Annotated in this window: 19 protein-coding genes; 11 read left to right on the plus strand and 8 right to left on the minus strand. The window is 56.1% G+C overall.

The annotated features are described in order from the left end of the window. Window positions 1–7: 7 nt before the first annotated feature. Window positions 8–865, minus strand: coding sequence for a M48 family metalloprotease (locus GQS_RS02220; RefSeq protein ID WP_014012040.1), 858 nt, complete (start codon window positions 863–865; stop codon window positions 8–10). After that, window positions 862–1410 carry an adenylate kinase family protein gene (locus tag GQS_RS02225; protein ID WP_014012041.1) on the minus strand — a complete coding sequence of 183 codons (549 nt, stop codon included), beginning with the start codon at window positions 1408–1410 and terminating at the stop codon, window positions 862–864. Before GQS_RS02225 ends, GQS_RS02220 begins: the two co-directional genes overlap by 4 nt. 131 nt (window positions 1411–1541) lie before the next feature. Here GQS_RS02225 and GQS_RS02230 point away from each other — a divergent pair, with 131 nt between their 5' ends. After that, on the plus strand, window positions 1542–1763 hold the full coding sequence (locus GQS_RS02230) for a hypothetical protein (protein WP_014012042.1): 222 nt from the start codon (window positions 1542–1544) through the stop codon (window positions 1761–1763). A 67-nt stretch (window positions 1764–1830) separates the two neighbouring features. Here GQS_RS02230 and GQS_RS02235 read toward each other — a convergent pair whose 3' ends face one another. Continuing rightward, window positions 1831–3048, minus strand: a complete 1218-nt coding sequence (locus tag GQS_RS02235) for a methionine adenosyltransferase (protein WP_014012043.1) — start codon at window positions 3046–3048, stop codon at window positions 1831–1833. Window positions 3049–3379: 331 nt separating this feature from the next. On the opposite strand from GQS_RS02235, the gene GQS_RS02240 reads away from it, so the two are divergent. Genes GQS_RS02240 through GQS_RS02260 form a run of 5 tightly spaced genes read left to right on the plus strand, consistent with a single transcriptional unit; the run spans window position 3380 to window position 6054 of the window. Further along, window positions 3380–4039 (plus strand): haloacid dehalogenase, encoded by a 660-nt coding sequence (locus GQS_RS02240; RefSeq protein WP_014012044.1) that lies wholly within the window; start codon window positions 3380–3382, stop codon window positions 4037–4039. A gap of 20 nt (window positions 4040–4059) precedes the next feature. Further along, window positions 4060–4635: an endonuclease V gene (locus tag GQS_RS02245; protein ID WP_148236356.1), complete on the plus strand. Its 576-nt coding sequence runs from the start codon at window positions 4060–4062 to the stop codon at window positions 4633–4635. Continuing rightward, a complete protein-coding gene (locus GQS_RS02250) occupies window positions 4632–5270 on the plus strand; it encodes a DUF120 domain-containing protein (protein ID WP_014012046.1) in 639 nt (212 codons plus the stop codon). The genes GQS_RS02245 and GQS_RS02250 overlap by 4 nt, the downstream gene beginning before the upstream one ends. After that, window positions 5267–5803, plus strand: a complete 537-nt coding sequence (locus GQS_RS02255) for a hypothetical protein (protein WP_014012047.1) — start codon at window positions 5267–5269, stop codon at window positions 5801–5803. Before GQS_RS02250 ends, GQS_RS02255 begins: the two co-directional genes overlap by 4 nt. Before the next feature lie 41 nt (window positions 5804–5844). Next, on the plus strand, window positions 5845–6054 hold the full coding sequence (locus GQS_RS02260; RefSeq protein WP_014012048.1) for a PRC-barrel domain-containing protein: 210 nt from the start codon (window positions 5845–5847) through the stop codon (window positions 6052–6054). Here GQS_RS02260 and GQS_RS02265 read toward each other — a convergent pair whose 3' ends face one another. Further along, window positions 6055–7518, minus strand: coding sequence for a DHH family phosphoesterase (locus GQS_RS02265; RefSeq protein ID WP_014012049.1), 1464 nt, complete (start codon window positions 7516–7518; stop codon window positions 6055–6057). Between the two features lie 114 nt (window positions 7519–7632). On the opposite strand from GQS_RS02265, the gene GQS_RS02270 reads away from it, so the two are divergent. The 5 genes from GQS_RS02270 to GQS_RS10995 all read left to right on the plus strand — a co-directional run bounded on the left by GQS_RS02270 (window position 7633) and on the right by GQS_RS10995 (window position 13486). Next, window positions 7633–9348: a hypothetical protein gene (locus tag GQS_RS02270; protein WP_014012050.1), complete on the plus strand. Its 1716-nt coding sequence runs from the start codon at window positions 7633–7635 to the stop codon at window positions 9346–9348. Window positions 9349–9522: 174 nt separating this feature from the next. Next, a complete protein-coding gene (locus GQS_RS02275) occupies window positions 9523–10392 on the plus strand; it encodes a DMT family transporter (protein WP_014012051.1) in 870 nt (289 codons plus the stop codon). Window positions 10393–10671: 279 nt separating this feature from the next. After that, window positions 10672–11244, plus strand: coding sequence for a CBS domain-containing protein (locus tag GQS_RS02280; RefSeq protein WP_014012052.1), 573 nt, complete (start codon window positions 10672–10674; stop codon window positions 11242–11244). A gap of 121 nt (window positions 11245–11365) precedes the next feature. Continuing rightward, window positions 11366–13243, plus strand: a complete 1878-nt coding sequence (locus GQS_RS02285) for an ABC transporter substrate-binding protein (protein WP_014012053.1) — start codon at window positions 11366–11368, stop codon at window positions 13241–13243. A 66-nt stretch (window positions 13244–13309) separates the two neighbouring features. Next, window positions 13310–13486, plus strand: coding sequence for a hypothetical protein (locus GQS_RS10995; protein ID WP_014012054.1), 177 nt, complete (start codon window positions 13310–13312; stop codon window positions 13484–13486). A gap of 104 nt (window positions 13487–13590) precedes the next feature. Here GQS_RS10995 and GQS_RS02295 read toward each other — a convergent pair whose 3' ends face one another. From GQS_RS02295 to GQS_RS02310, 4 genes are all read right to left on the minus strand, one after another. Further along, a complete protein-coding gene (locus GQS_RS02295; protein WP_014012055.1) occupies window positions 13591–14421 on the minus strand; it encodes a Coenzyme F420 hydrogenase/dehydrogenase, beta subunit C-terminal domain in 831 nt (276 codons plus the stop codon). Further along, entirely contained in the window at window positions 14405–15097 is a 693-nt protein-coding gene (locus GQS_RS02300) for a 4Fe-4S binding protein (RefSeq protein ID WP_014012056.1), read from the minus strand. Before GQS_RS02300 ends, GQS_RS02295 begins: the two co-directional genes overlap by 17 nt. 4 nt (window positions 15098–15101) lie before the next feature. Beyond that, on the minus strand, window positions 15102–16319 hold the full coding sequence (locus GQS_RS02305) for a nickel-dependent hydrogenase large subunit (RefSeq protein WP_238515802.1): 1218 nt from the start codon (window positions 16317–16319) through the stop codon (window positions 15102–15104). 108 nt (window positions 16320–16427) lie between these two features. Further along, window positions 16428–17672, minus strand: coding sequence for an iron-containing alcohol dehydrogenase (locus tag GQS_RS02310; protein ID WP_238515804.1), 1245 nt, complete (start codon window positions 17670–17672; stop codon window positions 16428–16430). Between the last annotated feature and the right edge of the window lie 91 nt (window positions 17673–17763).

Raw genomic sequence — 17763 nt, forward strand, 5'->3', positions numbered from 1 at the left:
CACCTCCTCACGAGTACGCCCCTGTCTCTTCCGCCAGCTTCATAAGCCTCTCGACGCGCTTTTCCGTCCAGGGGTGGGTGGAGACCAGGTCCGCAAACTCCCCGCGGTACGGGTTCACGATGAAGAGGGGGGCGGCGGCTAGATTTCCGCACTTCATCGGCCTGAATGAGATTGCGCGTTCCATTTTTAACATGGCGCTGGCGAGGGAAAGGGGCCTGCCGCTTATCTCCGCCGCCATGGCGTCCGCGCGGTACTCAAGCTCCCGATCCAGTACAAAATGCAGTATCCCCGCGGCGATGGGTGCGGTGAGCATGAGACTACCCCTGTAATCGCCGGCCCCCCTCCCAACGCTGTCCGCGGGATGAAGGAGAGCGTCCAGCCAGTAAGAAAATCCCACCACCGAGCCCGCCATCACGACGGTGAGGGTCTGAATAGGGGTTTCACCGGAGAGTATGTGGGCGATCTCATGGGACATGACCGCCTCAAGCTCGTCCGGCTCGAGGGTGTGGATGATGCCGTGGGTGAGAACGATAACGCTCCGCTTCTGGTTGCCCCCAGTGGAGAACACGTCGGGGGTGCCCGTTGGAATCAGGGCAAGGTCCGGGGTCGGGATCCCTGCACGGGAGGCGAGGCGCTCGGCGATTTCGTAGATGGACGCGTAATCCCGTCTGGGAAGAATCCGGGCCCTGTACCACCTGAGCACAAGTTCATCTCCATACAGGTACATCCAGGAGTGAACCGCGATGGAGAGAACCTGGGCCCCTATCAGGCCGGGAATCCCGAAGATAAAGTAGCCTGCAGCGGAGAAGAGCCACGTAACAAACGCAATCACGAGAATAACCTTGAGCCATAGGAGAGCGCTCACATCCGACCACTCCCCAGCCGCAGGTATGGCAGCACCTCGTCATACACGCCGCTCCAGTCAACGATTCCGAACCGCCGTTTAATTCCCCTTTCAAGGAGTTCGGATATCTCCTCCACGATCTCATCAGGGGTCTTTCCCGTCGTGTCGATCTCCAGAACGTTCTCGTTTTCCTCGAGGGCCTCGACCAGGATGACGTCCACCAGCTCCGCCTCGACGTTCTCGGCGAGCTTCTCCCTCGAGTAGCCCCGTTCCATCAGTCTCTCAGCAACGAGCTTGGGATTGGCACGGAGGACTATTACGACGTCCGCCGGTACAAAGTGGCTGAGGTGGCCGTCTATTACAACATCCCTCCCGTGAAACTCCTGCGACATGGCTTCGGCCAGCTCATCGACATCTATCTCCAGCTCCTCGCCCACCATCTCGCCGATGCCCTTTTCTCTGGCGAATTCTTTAACGCCCACGTATTCGTAGCCAAGCTTCTCGCTGAGGAGCCTTGATACGGTGGTCTTTCCGACCCCTGGCGTTCCGGTTACCGCTATTATCATCCCCACCTCACCGGGTGCGAGATACGCGTTGGGGCTTATATCCTTGTCTTTCGTCGATTGCCGAATGTACATGTAGCATTTATCGAAAACCTTATAAGGACCGGGAGCGTCTAAGAGTTTAGGTGATATCTATGGAGAGGTTGAAATCCACCCTACTTCAGAAGAGGCTTGAGGTTGTTAAGAAGAGGAAGGAGCTCCTCGCCCTTGAGGAGGCCCGCCTCGTGAGGATGGCCCGCCAGAAGAAGGCCGCCGCTTCTGAGCTTGCGAAGGTTAAGAAGGAGAAGGTCGCCATAGCCCTCGAAGAGGCGAAGCTCATAAGGGTCCTCAAGCAGAGCGGCTACCCTGCCGTCTGAGGTTTCTTCCAAAACTTTTAAACTCCCAACATTCTTGGCTTAGAAAAACCTGGAAAGAGAAAGGGAATCAGAAGACGTTGAGCTGGTCGTCGAGGATCATCTTCTGTATCTTCGTTATGTCGGCGAGCCAGGCGTCGGCTATCTCGTAGGCCGGCTTCTGGATGGTCTCGAGGTGGTAGCCCTTCTTCGGGATTATCTGGACGCTCGCGACGAGCGGCTCGTCGATGGGCTTGCCTATCTGGCTGAGTATCCTGACGTAGACCTCCTCGACACCCTCGACCTGCTCGGCGATGTCGTTGGCGATGAGCATCGAGAGGAGGTTGTAAATCTTTCCAACGTGGCTGACCGGGTTCTTTCCGGCAGCGGCCTCCATGCTCATGTGCCTGTTCGGGGTGATGAGACCGTTAACGCGGTTGCCCCTACCAACGCTACCGTCGTCACCGGCCTCGGCGCTGGTTCCGGTGACGGTGATGTAGTAGATGCCCTTCTCCGGGTCGTCGGCGGTGTTGACGTAGATGTTGACCTTCCTCTCGGTGTGGGCCTCGGCGACGCCCTTGGCGGCCTCGTAGATGGCCTCCTTAACGGCCATGTACTCGTCCGGGCCGGCAACCTCGCTGTCCACCATGGCGGCCGCGATGGTGATGTCTATCTCATCGCCCTTCCTGAGGCCCATAACCTTGATGTCCTCACCGACCGCCGGGTACTTCCTCTTAAACTCGTCGCTGTTGAGGAGCCTCTCGGTCTCGTAAACTATCCTCTCGGTCTCGCTGAGCGGGGCGTAGCCGACTCCAAAGCTGGTGTCGTTGGCGAGCGGGATCGGAGTTTCCTTGGCCTTGTTGAAGACACCGACGAGGTCCACACTGCCCTGACCGATGCGGGAGTCGATGACGACGTGGTTCTCAAGGTCGAGGTGCCTGACGGCCTTCCTGAGGTACTCGCGGGCGGCTTTAATGGCAACCTCGTGAACCGGGAAGAGCTCGCGGTCAACTATCTCAACGGCCCTTCCGGAGAGGAGGATGTATATCGGCTTGATGACCTCACCGCCGCCGAAGCGCGGGTAGGCCTTTCCACCAACGACCTCCACCTGGTCGGTGTTGTGGTGGAGGATGATGCCGTACCTCTTCACGTACTCCCTGCTGAGCGCCCTGCTGACGGCCTCGGCTATGCCGTCGGCAATGCTGTCCGGGTGTCCTATACCCTTCCTCTCAACTAGCTCGACCCTCTGCATCTCAACGGGGGTCCTCATGAGCTCCTCAACAACTATGTTCCTGACCTTCTCAGCCATGAGCGTCACCTCTGGGGGTTTGTATGGTCGGGTCTGTGCATCCGTTTATATACTTTTCGGCATGAATTCGAGAGCCGAATATTCCTGCCAGTTATTTATCCCGAAACCCTTAAAATTTTCCCCGAAAATAATTCGTACGAGCATCCGACGACGCCCGGTGGCCCGGTCCCGGGAGCCGGTGCGGTGCCAGCGATGAGCGGGTGTGACGATGCCGGGCGGACAGGGCTCGCCCTCCGGACCACCGGAGGACGCCGTCCGGCCGCCGATGAGGGATGGAGATGGGCCGAGCCCACATTTTTAACCCCTTTGTCGAACTTCTTCCGGTGAGATCATGGAGCTGAAGGAAATAATAGCCGAGATTAGAGAGGTTCTCGATGAGAAGGATTCGCTCAGGGAGGAGGCGCTGAGGCTGACGAGGGAGATAGTCAGGATGAGCGGGGATACGATAAAGGCCCTGCACAGGGGAGAGGTTGAGGAGGCTGAGAAACGGCTGAAAATCGTCCGCGAGAAGGTCGAGGGGCTGCGGAGGAAGCTGAAGGATCACCCAGACCTTTACCACACCGGCTACGTCCAGAGCGCCCATCAGGAGTTCGTTGAGGCCAGCCTGTTCTTCGCGTACATGACAGGGGCGGGTTATCCCTCACCTGGAGAGCTGGGCGTGCCCCACGCAGACTACGCACTCGGCATCGGGGACTTCATTGGTGAGCTCAGAAGACACTTCCTGCTGCTCCTCCTCGATGGAAACCTCGAAGAGGCGGAGAGAACCTACCGCACCATGGAGAAGACCTACGAGGAGCTGATGACGCTGGAGTATCCCAAAGGACTCGTGAACGTAAGGGGAAAGCAGGACCAGGCAAGGAACATCCTCGAAAGGACCCTCGAGGACCTCATGAGGGCAAAGCTGAGCAGGAGTCTGGAGATAAAGCTCGACCTCGCGGCAGGGGCGCTGGAAAAACGGGAAGACGGGGCAACCGATGAAACAATTACATAAAAACATAATTCGGTGATTATGTGGTTACCGAATTGCAGAAAAAACTTGAGAGGATCGCCGCGGCCCAGGTGAAACTCGCCGGAAGGGTCGTGGAGAGACCAGTTGATCCTGGCAGTGTGCGGGTTGTCGCCGCAGTGGACGTATCGTACAGGGAGAACCGGGCAAGGGCGGCCCTAGTTCTCTGCACCTTCCCCGACTGCCATGTTCTGGGCTCAAAAACGGCCGTGGTTGATGTCACGTTCCCGTACATTCCCACATACTTTTTCCTGAGAGAAACCCGGCCGGTTCTCCTGGTGCTCCGCGGTGAGGAGTTCGATGTTCTCCTCGTCGAAGGACACGGAAGGGCGCACCCGCGCGGCTACGGACTGGCCTCCCACATCGGTCTGCTGGTCGGACGGCCAACCATAGGCGTTGCCAAAGGGCCCCTGAGGGGTGCGCCGGAGGGCTCGTTCAGGCGGATGGGAAAAGCTTATGTAAGCGTCGGCCATTTAATCGACTTGGAATCCGCGGCGAGAATCATCGAGCCCCTGCTTGAGGGGGGCTACCCAAAACCGCTCAGGCTCGCTGACAGACTGTCGAAGAGGGAAACGCTATGAAGAGGATAAAACTGCTCATCCTGCTGGCCAGAAGGGGGGCCGTTGGAGAGAAGGTCAAGGTGACGCTGAGGGACCTGGGCGATGAGCTCGGGATTTCCCCGCAGTCCGTCCTGAGACTCCTCGAGGACATGGAGGGGGAGGGATTCATAGAGAAGTCCGTCGAAGGGAAGAAAACCTACGTCGAGATAAGCCCCAACGGTCTGGCCTTTCTGGAGGAACTCTGCGATGCCATATCGGGCGTCCTTTACAACGGCGTTATAATCGGCGAGGTCATCTCGGGAATAGGTGAAGGGGCGTATTACGTGAGGCAGTACTCCCAGTTAATCGAGGAGTACCTGGGGTTCAAACCGTACCCAGGAACGCTGAATATCCGCGTTGTCTTCCCGAGGACGGTGTTTGATGCCCTCTGCGGCGTCAGGCCGGTCATCCTTCCGGGATTCGTGAAGGATGGAAGGACGTTCGGGGACGTCAAAGCATACCGGGTCAGGATAGGGGACGTCGAGGGTGCAATAGTCATACCCTCCCGGACGGTCCATCCCCCGAAGATAGCGGAAATAGTGGCCCCCATCTACCTCAGGGAGAAGCTGAACCTTCAGGACGGCTCAAAGATAACGATAAAGGTCGTGAAATCATGAACCCGCGGGATGTAAACTGGAGGTCGCTCCTTGCCTGGGCAGGGGTGGGCTCGTTTATAGGCTTTGCGGTAGCGGTGGCCATGTACTCGCCCAGGGCCGGAAACGAGGGGTTCGTGTATCTGATATACGTCGGCCTGCTCGCGGGAATCCTGCTGGGCCTCAGATACCCCTTTAACGTCAGGGCCTCCGCCTACGCGTTCCCCATGGGATTCCTTGCCACTTCCCTGCTGGCGGGTCTGTGGGCGGTAAGGGACGTGGGCCCCCCGGGGGCGTACGCGTTCATAGCCGTCGTCATGGCGGCCATGATTATCGTGGGCCCCTCCAGCTACCTGGACATGTTTCTCGTCCCGCTCAGCTACTTCGGCGGCTTCGCCGTGGCAATGCTGACCTTCAAAGGGTACGAACCCCTCCAGGGCACCGAGGGAGCCGTTGCGAGTCTGTTCGTCGTCGGGGTCATGGGGGCGGTGCTGGCGTTCTTCGCGGTATTTGCGAGATGGGCCTTTGAGGTGGCTAGGAGCATTCCCAGGAGGTAACGTTTAAATACGTTCACCAACAACCTATTCCGGTGATTAAAATGGTGATGCGCCTCTCAAAGCTCTACGGGAAGCAGATATACAACACCAAGGGCTACTACGTCGGCTACGTCGATGAGATTCTGATCGAAGTTGACAGGGGCCAGGGAAAGGTGCTAGCCCTTGGACTGCCGGGCGAGAAGGTCGGCGTGCCCTACAACAGGGTTACCGCGATAGGTGATATAATACTGGTAAAGGCAAAAGAAGAGTGATCAGCCTTCTTTAACTTTTAGTGCCTCGAGGAACTTCTCCGTTATGGCTTCCTCCGCCAGCCTGAGGAGCGAGCCCTTGTCCTTGGCGAGCTTGAAGATTCCGAGCGGAATTCTCGCCCCGCCAGACTGGGAGTGGCCGCCGCCGCTGCCGATGTCGCCGAAGGCCTCCCTGAGGACGGCTCCTATGTTCACCCTGACGTCGCGGGTTCTGGCGGAAATCTCTATTCTGTCGTCCACTATGCCGAAGACGAGGACGGTGGTTATGCCCTCCAGGCGGAGGAGGAAATCCGCCGACTCCGCTATGGCGTCGCGGTTGGTGATGAAGCCCACGTTGCTGACGACAACGTTCTTGTAGATGCGCCTGTTCATTATTGCCTTCGCCAGTATCTCCGCCGTCTCGGTGCTTATGTCCGGGTGCTCTATCTTGTCGAGGAGCTCGTAGTCCACCTTACCGGCCAGGAACTCGATGGCCTTGAGGTCGATGTGGCTCAGCTTGGAGAACTTCTTGGTGTCGATGTAAATGCCGTAGAAGAGGGCGGTGGCCATGAGGGGGGACAGGGAGATGTTGAGCATCCTGAGGTACTCGGCGAGGATCGCGGCGGAGGAGTGGACATCGGGCCGTATGTCGAGGAAAGCGTCCTCGGGGATGAGTTCCTGAAGGTGCTGGAGTATCTGGTGGTGGTCGATGAGTATCTTTATCTTATTGTAATCCGACTGGTCAAGCGTCGTGAGGTTGCCGTTGGGCTGGCAGTCCACGAGGGCTATGAACGGGTAGCGTTTAAGCTCATAGGAACCCCTGGAAACCTTCCTGAGGTCGATGCCGAGGAGGTTCACGAAAGCCCTGTTCTCGTGGTGGGCTATCTCGCCGCCGTAGACTATCTGGGTCTTGAAGCCTAGGGTCTGGGCTATGACGCTCAGGGCGGTCGCGCTGGCTATTGCGTCCGGGTCGGGGTTGTCGTGCATGACTATCAGGAGGGAATCTGCCTGGTTCCTGAGCTCCTTGAGCTTCCTGACCAGGAGGTTGGCGTTTTTCCGCTCGCCGATTCTCTCGACCGTTCTGACCAGGGCCTCCTTAAGGGCGTTTCTGGGTGAGACGGCGTAGTCGACCTTAACCTCCGCCTCGTACTCCTCGTTTATCTGGGAGACGAGGTCATCCAGGCCAACATCGTCGGGAAGAACCGTAACGATCGGCACGTCTTTGTTGTTGGTCCTTATCACGTAGACGGTTTTTCTGATTACATCCACGTTCATTGTGGTTATTATGACGAGTTCGGCTTTGTCAACCCCCGCCTTCAGGAGGGTGGCGGTGTATGAGAAGTCCCCGTTGATGACCTGGAATCCGCTCTCCTCGAGGGCCTTGGCACGGATTTCATCCTTCTCTATCACGGTTACATCAAACTCTCCCCTCAGGGATTCGGCTATCGCACGGCCGATTGCCCCGCCTCCGAGTACCAGCACCCGCATGTTCCCCACCTTTTTGCACAATAATGTTTAAATACAAGCGCCGATATACTAGGACGGTGAATTCCTCTCTGGGATTTTTTGGCTGAGGGATATATATAGCTAATGGTGATGGATATGCAGTTGCCAGACAAGGGGCCATTCATGGAGAACGTGGTAGCAACCTCCGCAGGGGATCTGGGAGCGCTCGTTCAAAAGGCGCTTTCCCAGGGCAACGGGGCTTTTCTAAAGATATTTGCTAGGAGCGCAGGAGGTAAGTACTACATAACCGTCCTCCTCGACAGGTCAAAGGTGCTCGCGGCGGAGTGCCTCGTGGTTGACACGAAGCAGAACCTCTCGGGGGAGGAAGCAATCAGGGTGCTGAAGTCATCCATTGGCAAACCAATGGTCGTTGACGTTTATACCCTCGATGAACTCGAGCTCAAGCTGTCCGTGGCGGATAATATCGACGCATACACTCAGACCCCAAAAGTCCCGCTGGACGAACTCTTCAAAGTCCCCAGCGAGGGGCCTCCTGCGGAGCCCGCAAAGAGGGAGGAACCCGCTGAGAAGAAGGCAGCGATAGCGGCGACGGCGGGAGCCGCGGTGACCTCCCAGACCACGACCGAGCCGCAGCCCCTGGCGGTGGAGGCAGAGAAGCCCAAGCCCGCCCCAACCCCTGCGGGGAAGCCCGAGGTTGTGGTCAACCTGACCGGTGGAAGCATACCCGAGAAGGCCTTCCAGGTCTACGCGGAGGACCTCCTCAAGGAGGCCAAGAGGATAAAGGGCCTCACGATAAACAGAATAGAGTTCGATGCCAGCGTGGGCGAGGGCGTTGTCTACCTCAACGTTCACATCTACGGAAACTCCACCGGCGATTCAAGGGACATAGAGGTGGCGGAGAAGAGGATGCTCCACGCTGTCAGCAAGTACGCCCCCGTTCTCCTCAGGGAGGCCGAGATAAAGCCGATAATCAGGGATGTGGGCATAATCATCGACGGCCAGGAGCTCAAGCCCCAGGAGATAGTGGACAGGGACAAGAAGAAGACCGGAAACGTCACAAAGGACGGAAGGATTTCCTTGTCCGTTCTCGAGGACGTGTGGCCGTACTTCAGCGCCTACGCCAGGACCGTTGTGACGGAGATAGAGAGCGCGGGGATAAAGATCGACAAGGCCCACTTCGACGTCAGGGGAAGGAAGGAGTTCGAGATAAACCTCTCCCTCGTGGTTGAGACCAGTATGGCCAAGGACTCCGTCCAGAGAATAGCCAAGGACATTCTGAGCAGGCACGCAAGGGAGCTCGGAAGAAGTCTGAAGCGCTACATAACCGTCCACAACATAGAGGTTGAAACGGTGTCAAAGGCAGGCGTCTCAGGTTCTGCGGCCGCTCCCGTGGCCGTCGAGACCAGCGGCAAGGCCGCGGAGATACTGGCGAAGAAGGCGCTCCTCGAGAAGGAGGTCGAGCAGCTCCTTAAACAGGCCGGAATAGATGAGCTTTCCGTCCTCACGGAGGAAAAGAAGAAGGAAAGCGAGGAAACCATGCTGAAGAGCCGCATAGAGCCCGCAGTGGAGACCCTCAAGAACAGGATTCACGCGGAGCTCAAGCTCGTCCCGCGCGTCACATTCAAATGGCTCAAGCTCAACCATGAAATCCAGGGTCCAACCGTTTACGTCGATATCGAGGCCAGTTTCCTCAAGGAAAACGTTGGAGGCCTCTTCGGTTCGTTCTCCGGCGTCTCCGATGAGAAGATAAAGCAGGACATAGCGGCGACTGTCCAGAGAGTCATAAAGGACGTGTCGAGGGAGTACGGAATCGCGATCAACATGCGGAGATTGAACGTAATCATCCGCTGATTCCTTCTTTTCTATTGCATTTGCAGATCAGCACTCAAGATCGTCATCATCCTGACGTCAGATATGCCGAGGTCATCATCCGTTCCAATTCCGCGGGAGGTTTAATAACTTTGACGGCATTTCGTCGAACATCTAAACGCTAAGTTTTTAAACTAAGTGCTTGCCCTCACCAATATGGACGGCTTAATCCTTGGAGTTCTGGCGGCGCTGGCATCGGCTTTCTCGTGGGCGGCATCGACGATACTGATAAAGGCGGGAATGCGTGACAAGAGCCCTGTGGCGGCCAACATATTCCGCCTCTACGCCGTCTCGGCGATGTTCGCGGTCATCTTCCTGATAAACGGCACCTTCTCGAAGATCGCCGGGCTGTCTCCAGAGCTGCTCGCGATGGCCTTCGTCTCAGGGGCCTTCGGCTTCGTCATAGGCGACTACTTCTACCTCAACGCCCTCAAGATGATGGGCGTCTCAAGAACCGTCCCGATAACCTCCACCTACCCGCTGTGGGCCATACTGTGGGCCTTCCTCTTCCTGGGGAGAGATGTAAGCGCCCAGATAGTTGTGGGCGCCGCGCTGGTGGTTTCCGCGATAGTGGTTGTGAAGAAGGCGGAGGAGGAAGAGGAGATAAACCCAAAGGGCTTCCTCTTCGCGATCCTGGCCCCAATCTCCTGGAGCTTCGCGATACTCACGATGGACTGGCTCACCGGTTACGTGGACGTGCTCACGCTCGCCGGGATAAGAATGATGTTCGCGGCCCTGGCCGTGTCGCTCTTCCTGCCGGGGTACGCGGGCGAGCTGAGGAGGATAACCCTCCGGGAAGCGCTTCTCCTGACCGGCGCCGCGGCCACGGGCCTGCTCCTCGGCCAGTACCTCTTCGTCTACTCGATAAACCTCGTGGGTTCCCAGATATCGGCCCCCGTTTCGGCTATAAACCCCATCATAGCCTCGACCCTTGCGATACTAATCCTCAAGGAGCCGCCCAACAGGAAGATACTCGAGGGACTGATCTTGGCAGTTCTCGGGGTAATACTCATCTCCACCGGCTGAGGCTCAGGTTTTTAAGGTGGTCGGCCATAGAATCAATCGCCGACAGTGAGGGGACAATCGTCTCCTCATGGGCTCGGTTTACCCGCCTCCGCGAGGTATCGGGTTCTGTGAGCGGAGCGTGCTCACGCCGAGCCCACAGGGCCGGGAGCATCCACCCGCGCGAGCGAATGAACGCGGGCCTCTGTACCCGGCCCACAATTCGATGCACTTCTGAGGAAGGCTTATAACCTGGAGGGCGGGAGTTAGTTTCTGAGAAGCCGACATAATCGGTGGTTATTTATGGTGATAATTCCCCGGCCGATAGAACCACAGGAGATAAGGCGAATTCGTAAGGAGCTCGGAATAACCCAGGAGGAGCTTGCGGAGAAGGCAGGGGTCACGCAGGCCTACATCGCCAAGCTGGAGACTGGCAAGGTGGACCCGCGACTCTCGACATTCAACCGAATCCTCCAGGCCCTGCTCGAGTGCAAAAAGGCCCAGCTCACCGCCAGGGACGTCATGTCATCCCCGGTTCTCTCAGTCAAACCCTACGACAGCGTTGAGAACGTCATAAAGCTCATGAACGAACACAACATATCCCAAATTCCGGTCATAGCGGGCAACAAGGTCGTCGGCTCCATCACCGAGAAGACCCTGGTGCGGCAGAGCCTCGAGTACGAGGACATCTACGACCACAAGGTCATGGAGGTCATGGAGGAGCCGTTCCCGATAGTAAACGAGGACGAGGACCTGGAGGTCGTCAAGTACCTCCTGGAGGAGCACCCCGCTGTTCTTGTCCAGAACAGGGAGGGCAGGATAACCGGCATCATCACGAGGGTGGATATATTCAGGATAGGGAAAGGCCGCGGCTGAGTTTCCCACGCCGGCAGCCCTGCATTCCCCCTTCTTCTAACATCCACTCTGGCAAAAATATCCAACAAGTTTATATACTCCCGGCCCAACCATCAGTGGACAAATAATCCAGGTGGTTGGAATGAAAAAGACCGCGGTTTTGCTCATGGCCCTGCTCATCGGAGCGGTCGTGGCGTCCGGATGCCTGGGCGGTGGAACAGCTGAAACGGGCACCACGACGGTTCCCGAAACATCGAGCTCACCGGGTACTTCGGAGACCACCACGAGCTCACCAGCTCAAACTGGAACGACCACGCCTACGCCCATTGAGACCGAAAAGCCGCACTACCCAATAACCGTAACGGACTTCGCCAACAGAACCCTAACGATTGAGAAAGCCCCCGAGCGCGTCGTGACGCTGGCCCCGAGCATCACTGAGGACCTCTACTACCTCGACCTCTTTGACAGAGTCGTTGGGGTTACGGACTTCGATGATTTTCCAGCGGGAGTTGTCAACGTCACCCGCGTGGGAGGCTACGGTCAGTACGCCAACCTTGAAGTGATAGCATCGCTCAACCCAGACCTGATACTGGTGGACAGTTACTCCATGACGATCCTCGAAGACCTCCAGAGGATAGCCCCGGTTCTCGTTGTTGATCCACACAGCATCGACGACATCCCAAGGGCCCTTGACCTCCTGGGAGCGGTGTTCAACGCGGAAGAGGGTGCCAGGAAGGCGACGGCGGAGTTCGAAGCAAAGATAAACACGATAAACTCCGCCGTTAAGGATGAACCCCGTGTGAGCGTTTTCTACGTGGTCTGGAACAACCCGCTCATGACCGCCGGCGGCGGAACCTTCATCAGCGACGTCATAGAACTGGCCGGTGGGGAGAACATTTTCAACGATACGACCGGCTGGCCGACCGTGAGTCCGGAGCAGGTCATAGAGAGGAACCCCGACGTGGTGCTCCTCACACCACACTGCGGCATGAGCGTTCAGGACGTTTACAGCGGCCCCCTCGCGGGCATAAAGGCGGCTCAGGATGGAAAAATCTACGTCATCGAGAACGAGAACGACCTCATCCACCCGAGTCCCCGCGTTGTCCTTGGACTCGAGGCGGTTGCGAGGCTCCTTCACCCGGACGCCTTTAAAGTGAACTACCCGCTCACGGTCACGGACTTCGCGGGAAGGACCGTCACAGTCGACAAGGAGCCGGAGAGGATAGTCACCCTCGCGCCCAGCATAACGGAGAGCCTGTTCTATATAGGTGCAGGAGGCAAGGTCGTCGGAGTGACCGACTACGATGACTTCCCGCCGGTAGTGGAGAACATAACCCGTGTGGGCGGCTACGGAAAGTACGCCAACCTTGAGGCCATAGCCGCACTGGAGCCGGACCTCATCGTGGTGGACGGGTTCTCCATGGATATACTGGATGGCCTGGAGAGGATAGCCCCCGTCGTTGTGATTGACCCCAAGAACATCACCGCGATCTACAGCGCCCTTGAGCTCCTTGGAAAGATAACCAACCGCGAGGAAGGGGCCAGGGCAGCGGTGGCGGACATGCAGGCGACGGTCGGCTACGTCACCTCAACCGTGGCGGGAGGGTCGAGGCCCAGGACGTTCTTCATCCTCAGCTACTACAACGGCTACTGGACGGCCGGAGCGGGAACCTTCGTCAACGACCTCATAACCCTTGCCGGCGGTGAAAACATCTTCAACGACGTCAGCGGCTGGGGAGCCGCGAGCGAGGAGCAGATAATCGCCAGGAACCCGGAGGTCATAATAATCTCGCCGAATGCGGGAATAAGTCCGAAGGACCTCTGCTCCGGGCCGCTCTCCGAGGTGGACGCGGTCAAGAACGGGCGTGTTTACGTCCTCAGCGACGAGAACCTCGTCGTCAGACCGGGCCCCAGGATAATGCACGGGCTTGAGGAGATAGCGGAGTACCTCCACCCGGAGGCCTTCAGTTTCCAGCCGCAGCCGCTCGTCTGCAACGCGACTGCCTCGGCCTCCGGCTGAGTTTTCATTTTTCTTTTCTGGGCAACCGTTAAAAGGTTCCCTCCCCCATTTTCTCCGGGTGGGAGCATGGAGCGAAAGACGTTCTACAGGATTTTGCTGGTCATCGTTCTCGTCCTGACCGTCGTCTATACCCTGGGGATAATGGGCGTCATACCGTTCCGGTGGAGCTACTACATCACCATCTTTATGATAATCCTGTTCTTTTACCTGAAGCTGGATAAGATGTCGAGGGGAGAGCCCTAGTACATGCTCAAACCGGCGATTTTTCTCTTTCGCAAACCTCACCCTTCAGGACGGGGAGGAGGTCAGAGACTCTCAAAAGAGAAAGTAACATTAAGAACGGAGCGTTAGAACATGCACATCATGTTCCTCTGAGCTCGGGCGAGCTTCTCTCTGGCTCCATTGATCACTTCCCCAATAAACGAGGAACCATCCCTAACTTCGATATAGCCGCGTTTTTTGGCATTTTTTATAAGCTCATCCGCCTTTTTATTCCTGGCGAGGAGTATCGTCCAACCCGGTTTCGTCTCAATGACCCCTGCGGAGATATCACTCCAGCTGCCTGTATAATCCGTACATACCAAACAGCCGACTTGAAGATACCGGTAGATTTCCCCAATCGGGAGCTTCAGAACTCCCCCGGGATGATAAACCTCTATAATATTCCCTTTAATGGACACGTCCCTCACGTCTCGTCCCTTTATGCCGTGATTCAGGTACAGATAGTTTATGAAGGTCTCAAAGGCAAAGGTGCCCATGCAGAACAGGCTTATGATGTATTCAATTCTCTCACCGAAGTCCGTCTCCAGCATTGGAAAGTCCCTCATCTGGCCAAAGAACTGTGCCTGGCAGGGCAAACAGACCACGGCAACTTGGTTGAGGTTATTCTCCTCTATTTTTGTCTTTATCCTGGATGCAAAGGGCACAATGCTCCATTTATTGCCCACCGTTGCCAGGAGTTCTTTCCTGCTCCTTGCAACCACGGCTTTACCCTCAAGTCCGTTGGTTCTCTTTGCAGTGACAACACCGTCTATAATGCCCTCGTCAAGGGCATAGTTCAGAATGGCGGTCACGGCACCGCCGCTTGCCACTTTTGTGTTGAGGACTTCCCTATCAGTCGCCCTGGCGAGGTAAATGTTGAGTACGTGCCCCACGAAGGAGTCAGTAACGTTGATCATCAGAACCACCTCCAAGTGTTAAAATCTGAGTGGCTCGGGGACATCGAATATAGCACGTCCCGCAACGTATGCACCTCTCCTGGACGAGATTTGGCCGTTTATCTACCAGCTTGAGGGCATGGGTGGGACAGGATAGTTCGCATGCCCCGCAGCCGATGCAGAGGCCGGTAAGTACCACATCATCCAAAAGGTCAAAACCGCTTAGTTTCTTTATACTCCCGCAAATTCTGAAAAGCTCCAGTCTTCGTTCGTCCTCGTTGAGATAAAATCTGAAAAATGACTGGAGCATCAGCGGCGCTGGAGGACAGCCCGGAATGGAGTAATCAACCTTTATAATGCTGTTTATTGGCTGAAAGCTCCTGTGGTCTGGCCGGGGGTCTTGACCACCGCGACAGAAGCGCAGGATTCCACCGAATGCGGCACACGAGCCGTAGGCAACGACAACATCGGAGATTTCTCTGATATATTTGAGTTTATCCAGTATTTCCCTTTCGTTCACGCACACTCCTCCGGTGATGACAGCAACGTCGTAGCCGTCCGATTGGGGGTACCTGTCCACCATATACGGAGTGTCCAGTTCAACGATATCCCTGATTTCAGGGTATGCGCGCACGATGCTCACGCTGCATCCGGCACATCCACCAAAATCCCTGTGGAGAACATTAATCTTTTCCATGGTCTCACCGCCTCAGCCTGGCAACGTGTGTTGTACACGGAATGCAGGGGTCATAAAGCCTCACAACGGTCTCAGCAGCTTCAACACTTAACCCCTTTACGGATTCTTCCATAACGGGGATATTGAACATCGTGGGGACAACTATCCTCGAATAGAGTGTCCTTCCCTCCTCTCCCAGTTCAACAATATGCACCAAAGTTCCCCTCGGGGCCTCGTAGACACCGACACCCTTACCCGGTCCAAAAACAATGTTCTGGTTCCTGAACGGCTCCTTCATATCAAGGGAATCCAGGATACTGCTCAATCTATGGAGTGCAATGCTGACGTCATCAACCCTCGCAGTGTGGAGGCCGTAGAGCGTTGAATAGCTCTTTTCCCTGTAGGTACTCAACCTGGCCCTGGGGCCAACTTCAACGGGTTTTCCCTTGTACATCGCTATCATGGTAGTCGATTCCTTGGAGCCGGGGTTATCTTTCCGGAATTCGTAGTATGGAATCAGCTTTATCTTACGAACATCGATGTTGAATCTATCACCGTAGAAGAGTCCGCTGGATAGATATCGGTTATCGAGTTTCCTTTCCCTCAACTCCATCGCGACATCGGTTTGAATGTCCTCGTCAACCAGCAGGTGTGCCAGCTCATCCCACGAGCGAAGCATCTTGGGTAGTCTGGCCTTAAGGTTATTGAACACGCTCCACTTGGGGACGGGATTTATGCCCCCAACCGTGAGATTGGGTGGATGGGTCATGGCCCCCCCGAGTTTTAGCAGAAAGTCGCCGATTTTTGCGTGGAAATCAATCAGTCTGAGGATTAAATTCTCCCGCTCTTCAGGCACTACCAAGTCAGGAACCACCATGAGGAATTCGAGTAGATGACTCTGAATCCTGTTGATGAGCCCAAGTGCCTCCCTCAGGAGCACTCCATTTTTAGGGGGCTTCACACCAATTGCATCTTCTATGGCCTCCGCCGCGGCTATGCCATGGGAGGCGTGGCACAGACCACATATTCTCATGACGGCCCCCACAACGAAGAACGGGCTCTTCCCGACGACCATTTTTTCAAATCCCCTGACTGGGGCGGTGGATATGAAAAGGGCATCCTGGACTTCTCCCCCCTCCTCGTACATTATAAGTTTTGCATCCCCGGATACTCGACAGACTTTGCCGAGTTCAATTTCCCCCAAAATGATCTCCCCCGATTTCCTTCTCAATTCGACCTGCAAACAAGCCAATAAAAAGATTTTTTGAACCAAAGGTTAAAAATGAAATACTTATGATGCATATAGAACCTAAAAATGATTAAATCAAAAGGGGTAAAAGAAAGCGTCTCCTCAGCTTCTGCCGATAGGGTAAAGCGAATCACGGTAGATGGCCGCTATTCTCTCCTTGGTAGCCTCCACCGGGGCCATGGAGAGGAGCAGGTCAAGGCTCGGGGTCGTCATGGCCAGCTGGGTTAGCTTGTCAACATCTCCCTCGGTGAACCCAACATCCGCGAGCTTTTCAGTGATGCCGATGCTGAAGAGCCACTCCTCCACTCTCCTGGCGACGAGTTCCACCTCTCCCGGGACACCTTTGGCCTCGGGGACGAGCGGCCTGTACACCTCGGCGAGTATCTTCGCGGTGGCGGGGTAGATGTGCCTGATTACCGCCGGAAGAAGCATTGCAAGACCAAGGCCGTGGGGCAGATCCGGCTTGACTGCGCTCAGTGGGTGCTCAAGGGCGTGCGTAAAGTGAAGCAGACCATTGTCGAAGCTTATTCCAGCTATGGCGGAGGCGTAGAGCAGTGCGTACCTGGCCTGAAGGTTGTCCGGATGATTGAGGGCCTCGGGGAGATAGGTAAATATCAGCCTCGCAGCCTCCTTGGCGAGAAGTATTGAATATGGAGTAGCTACCTTGGTTGTGGCGGCTTCGGTGATGTGATTGAGTGCATCGATGGTCACGTACAGGGTCTGTTCCGGAGGAAGCTTTGTCGTTAGTGCGGGGTCATCGATTGCGTAAAGGGGGTAGATGCAGTCGTAAGCTATGGCCGGCTTGTACTCCTTCTCAGGAATCGAAGCCACCGCGAACCTGTCAACCTCGGTTCCGGTCCCATGGGTTGTGTTTATTGCTATTATCGGCTTGGCCTTTACCGGGGTAAACCTGAACTCGTAGAGGTCTCTGGCGGTCTTGTCCGGGTACTCCAGCAGAATCGCAACACTCTTGGCGCTATCGATAGGGCTGCCGCCGCCTATGCCTATGACGGCCTGAGCCCCAAACTCCCTTCCCATCTCAGCCGCCTCATCGATCATGTCAACCGTTGGGTTGGCTCCCACCTTGTCGTAATGAACGTACTCAACGCCATTTTCTTCGAGGGCAGGCCTGACAACGTCCCATGCGCCGCACTTCTTGTAGGAACTCTTTCCGGTGACGAGGATAACCTTGTCCACGCCCTTTCCCTTAAGCTCCCGGACAATATCGTTAAACTTGTGTATGGCGCACAGACCGAAGTAGTTGGTTGTTTTGCACCTCATCTCGAAGATCTGATTTACCGGGACGTGGGATTCCCACACCATCGTGGACCCTCCAAATGTGCTCATTCGTATGTAGTAGACGCCCAATAAAAGGTTTTTTTGGACCAAATGTATACAACCCTAAGTTTGTAACTTAAGGTGTGATATTTGGACATAT

Source organism: Thermococcus sp. 4557 (genome assembly GCF_000221185.1).
Lineage (GTDB): Archaea > Methanobacteriota_B > Thermococci > Thermococcales > Thermococcaceae > Thermococcus.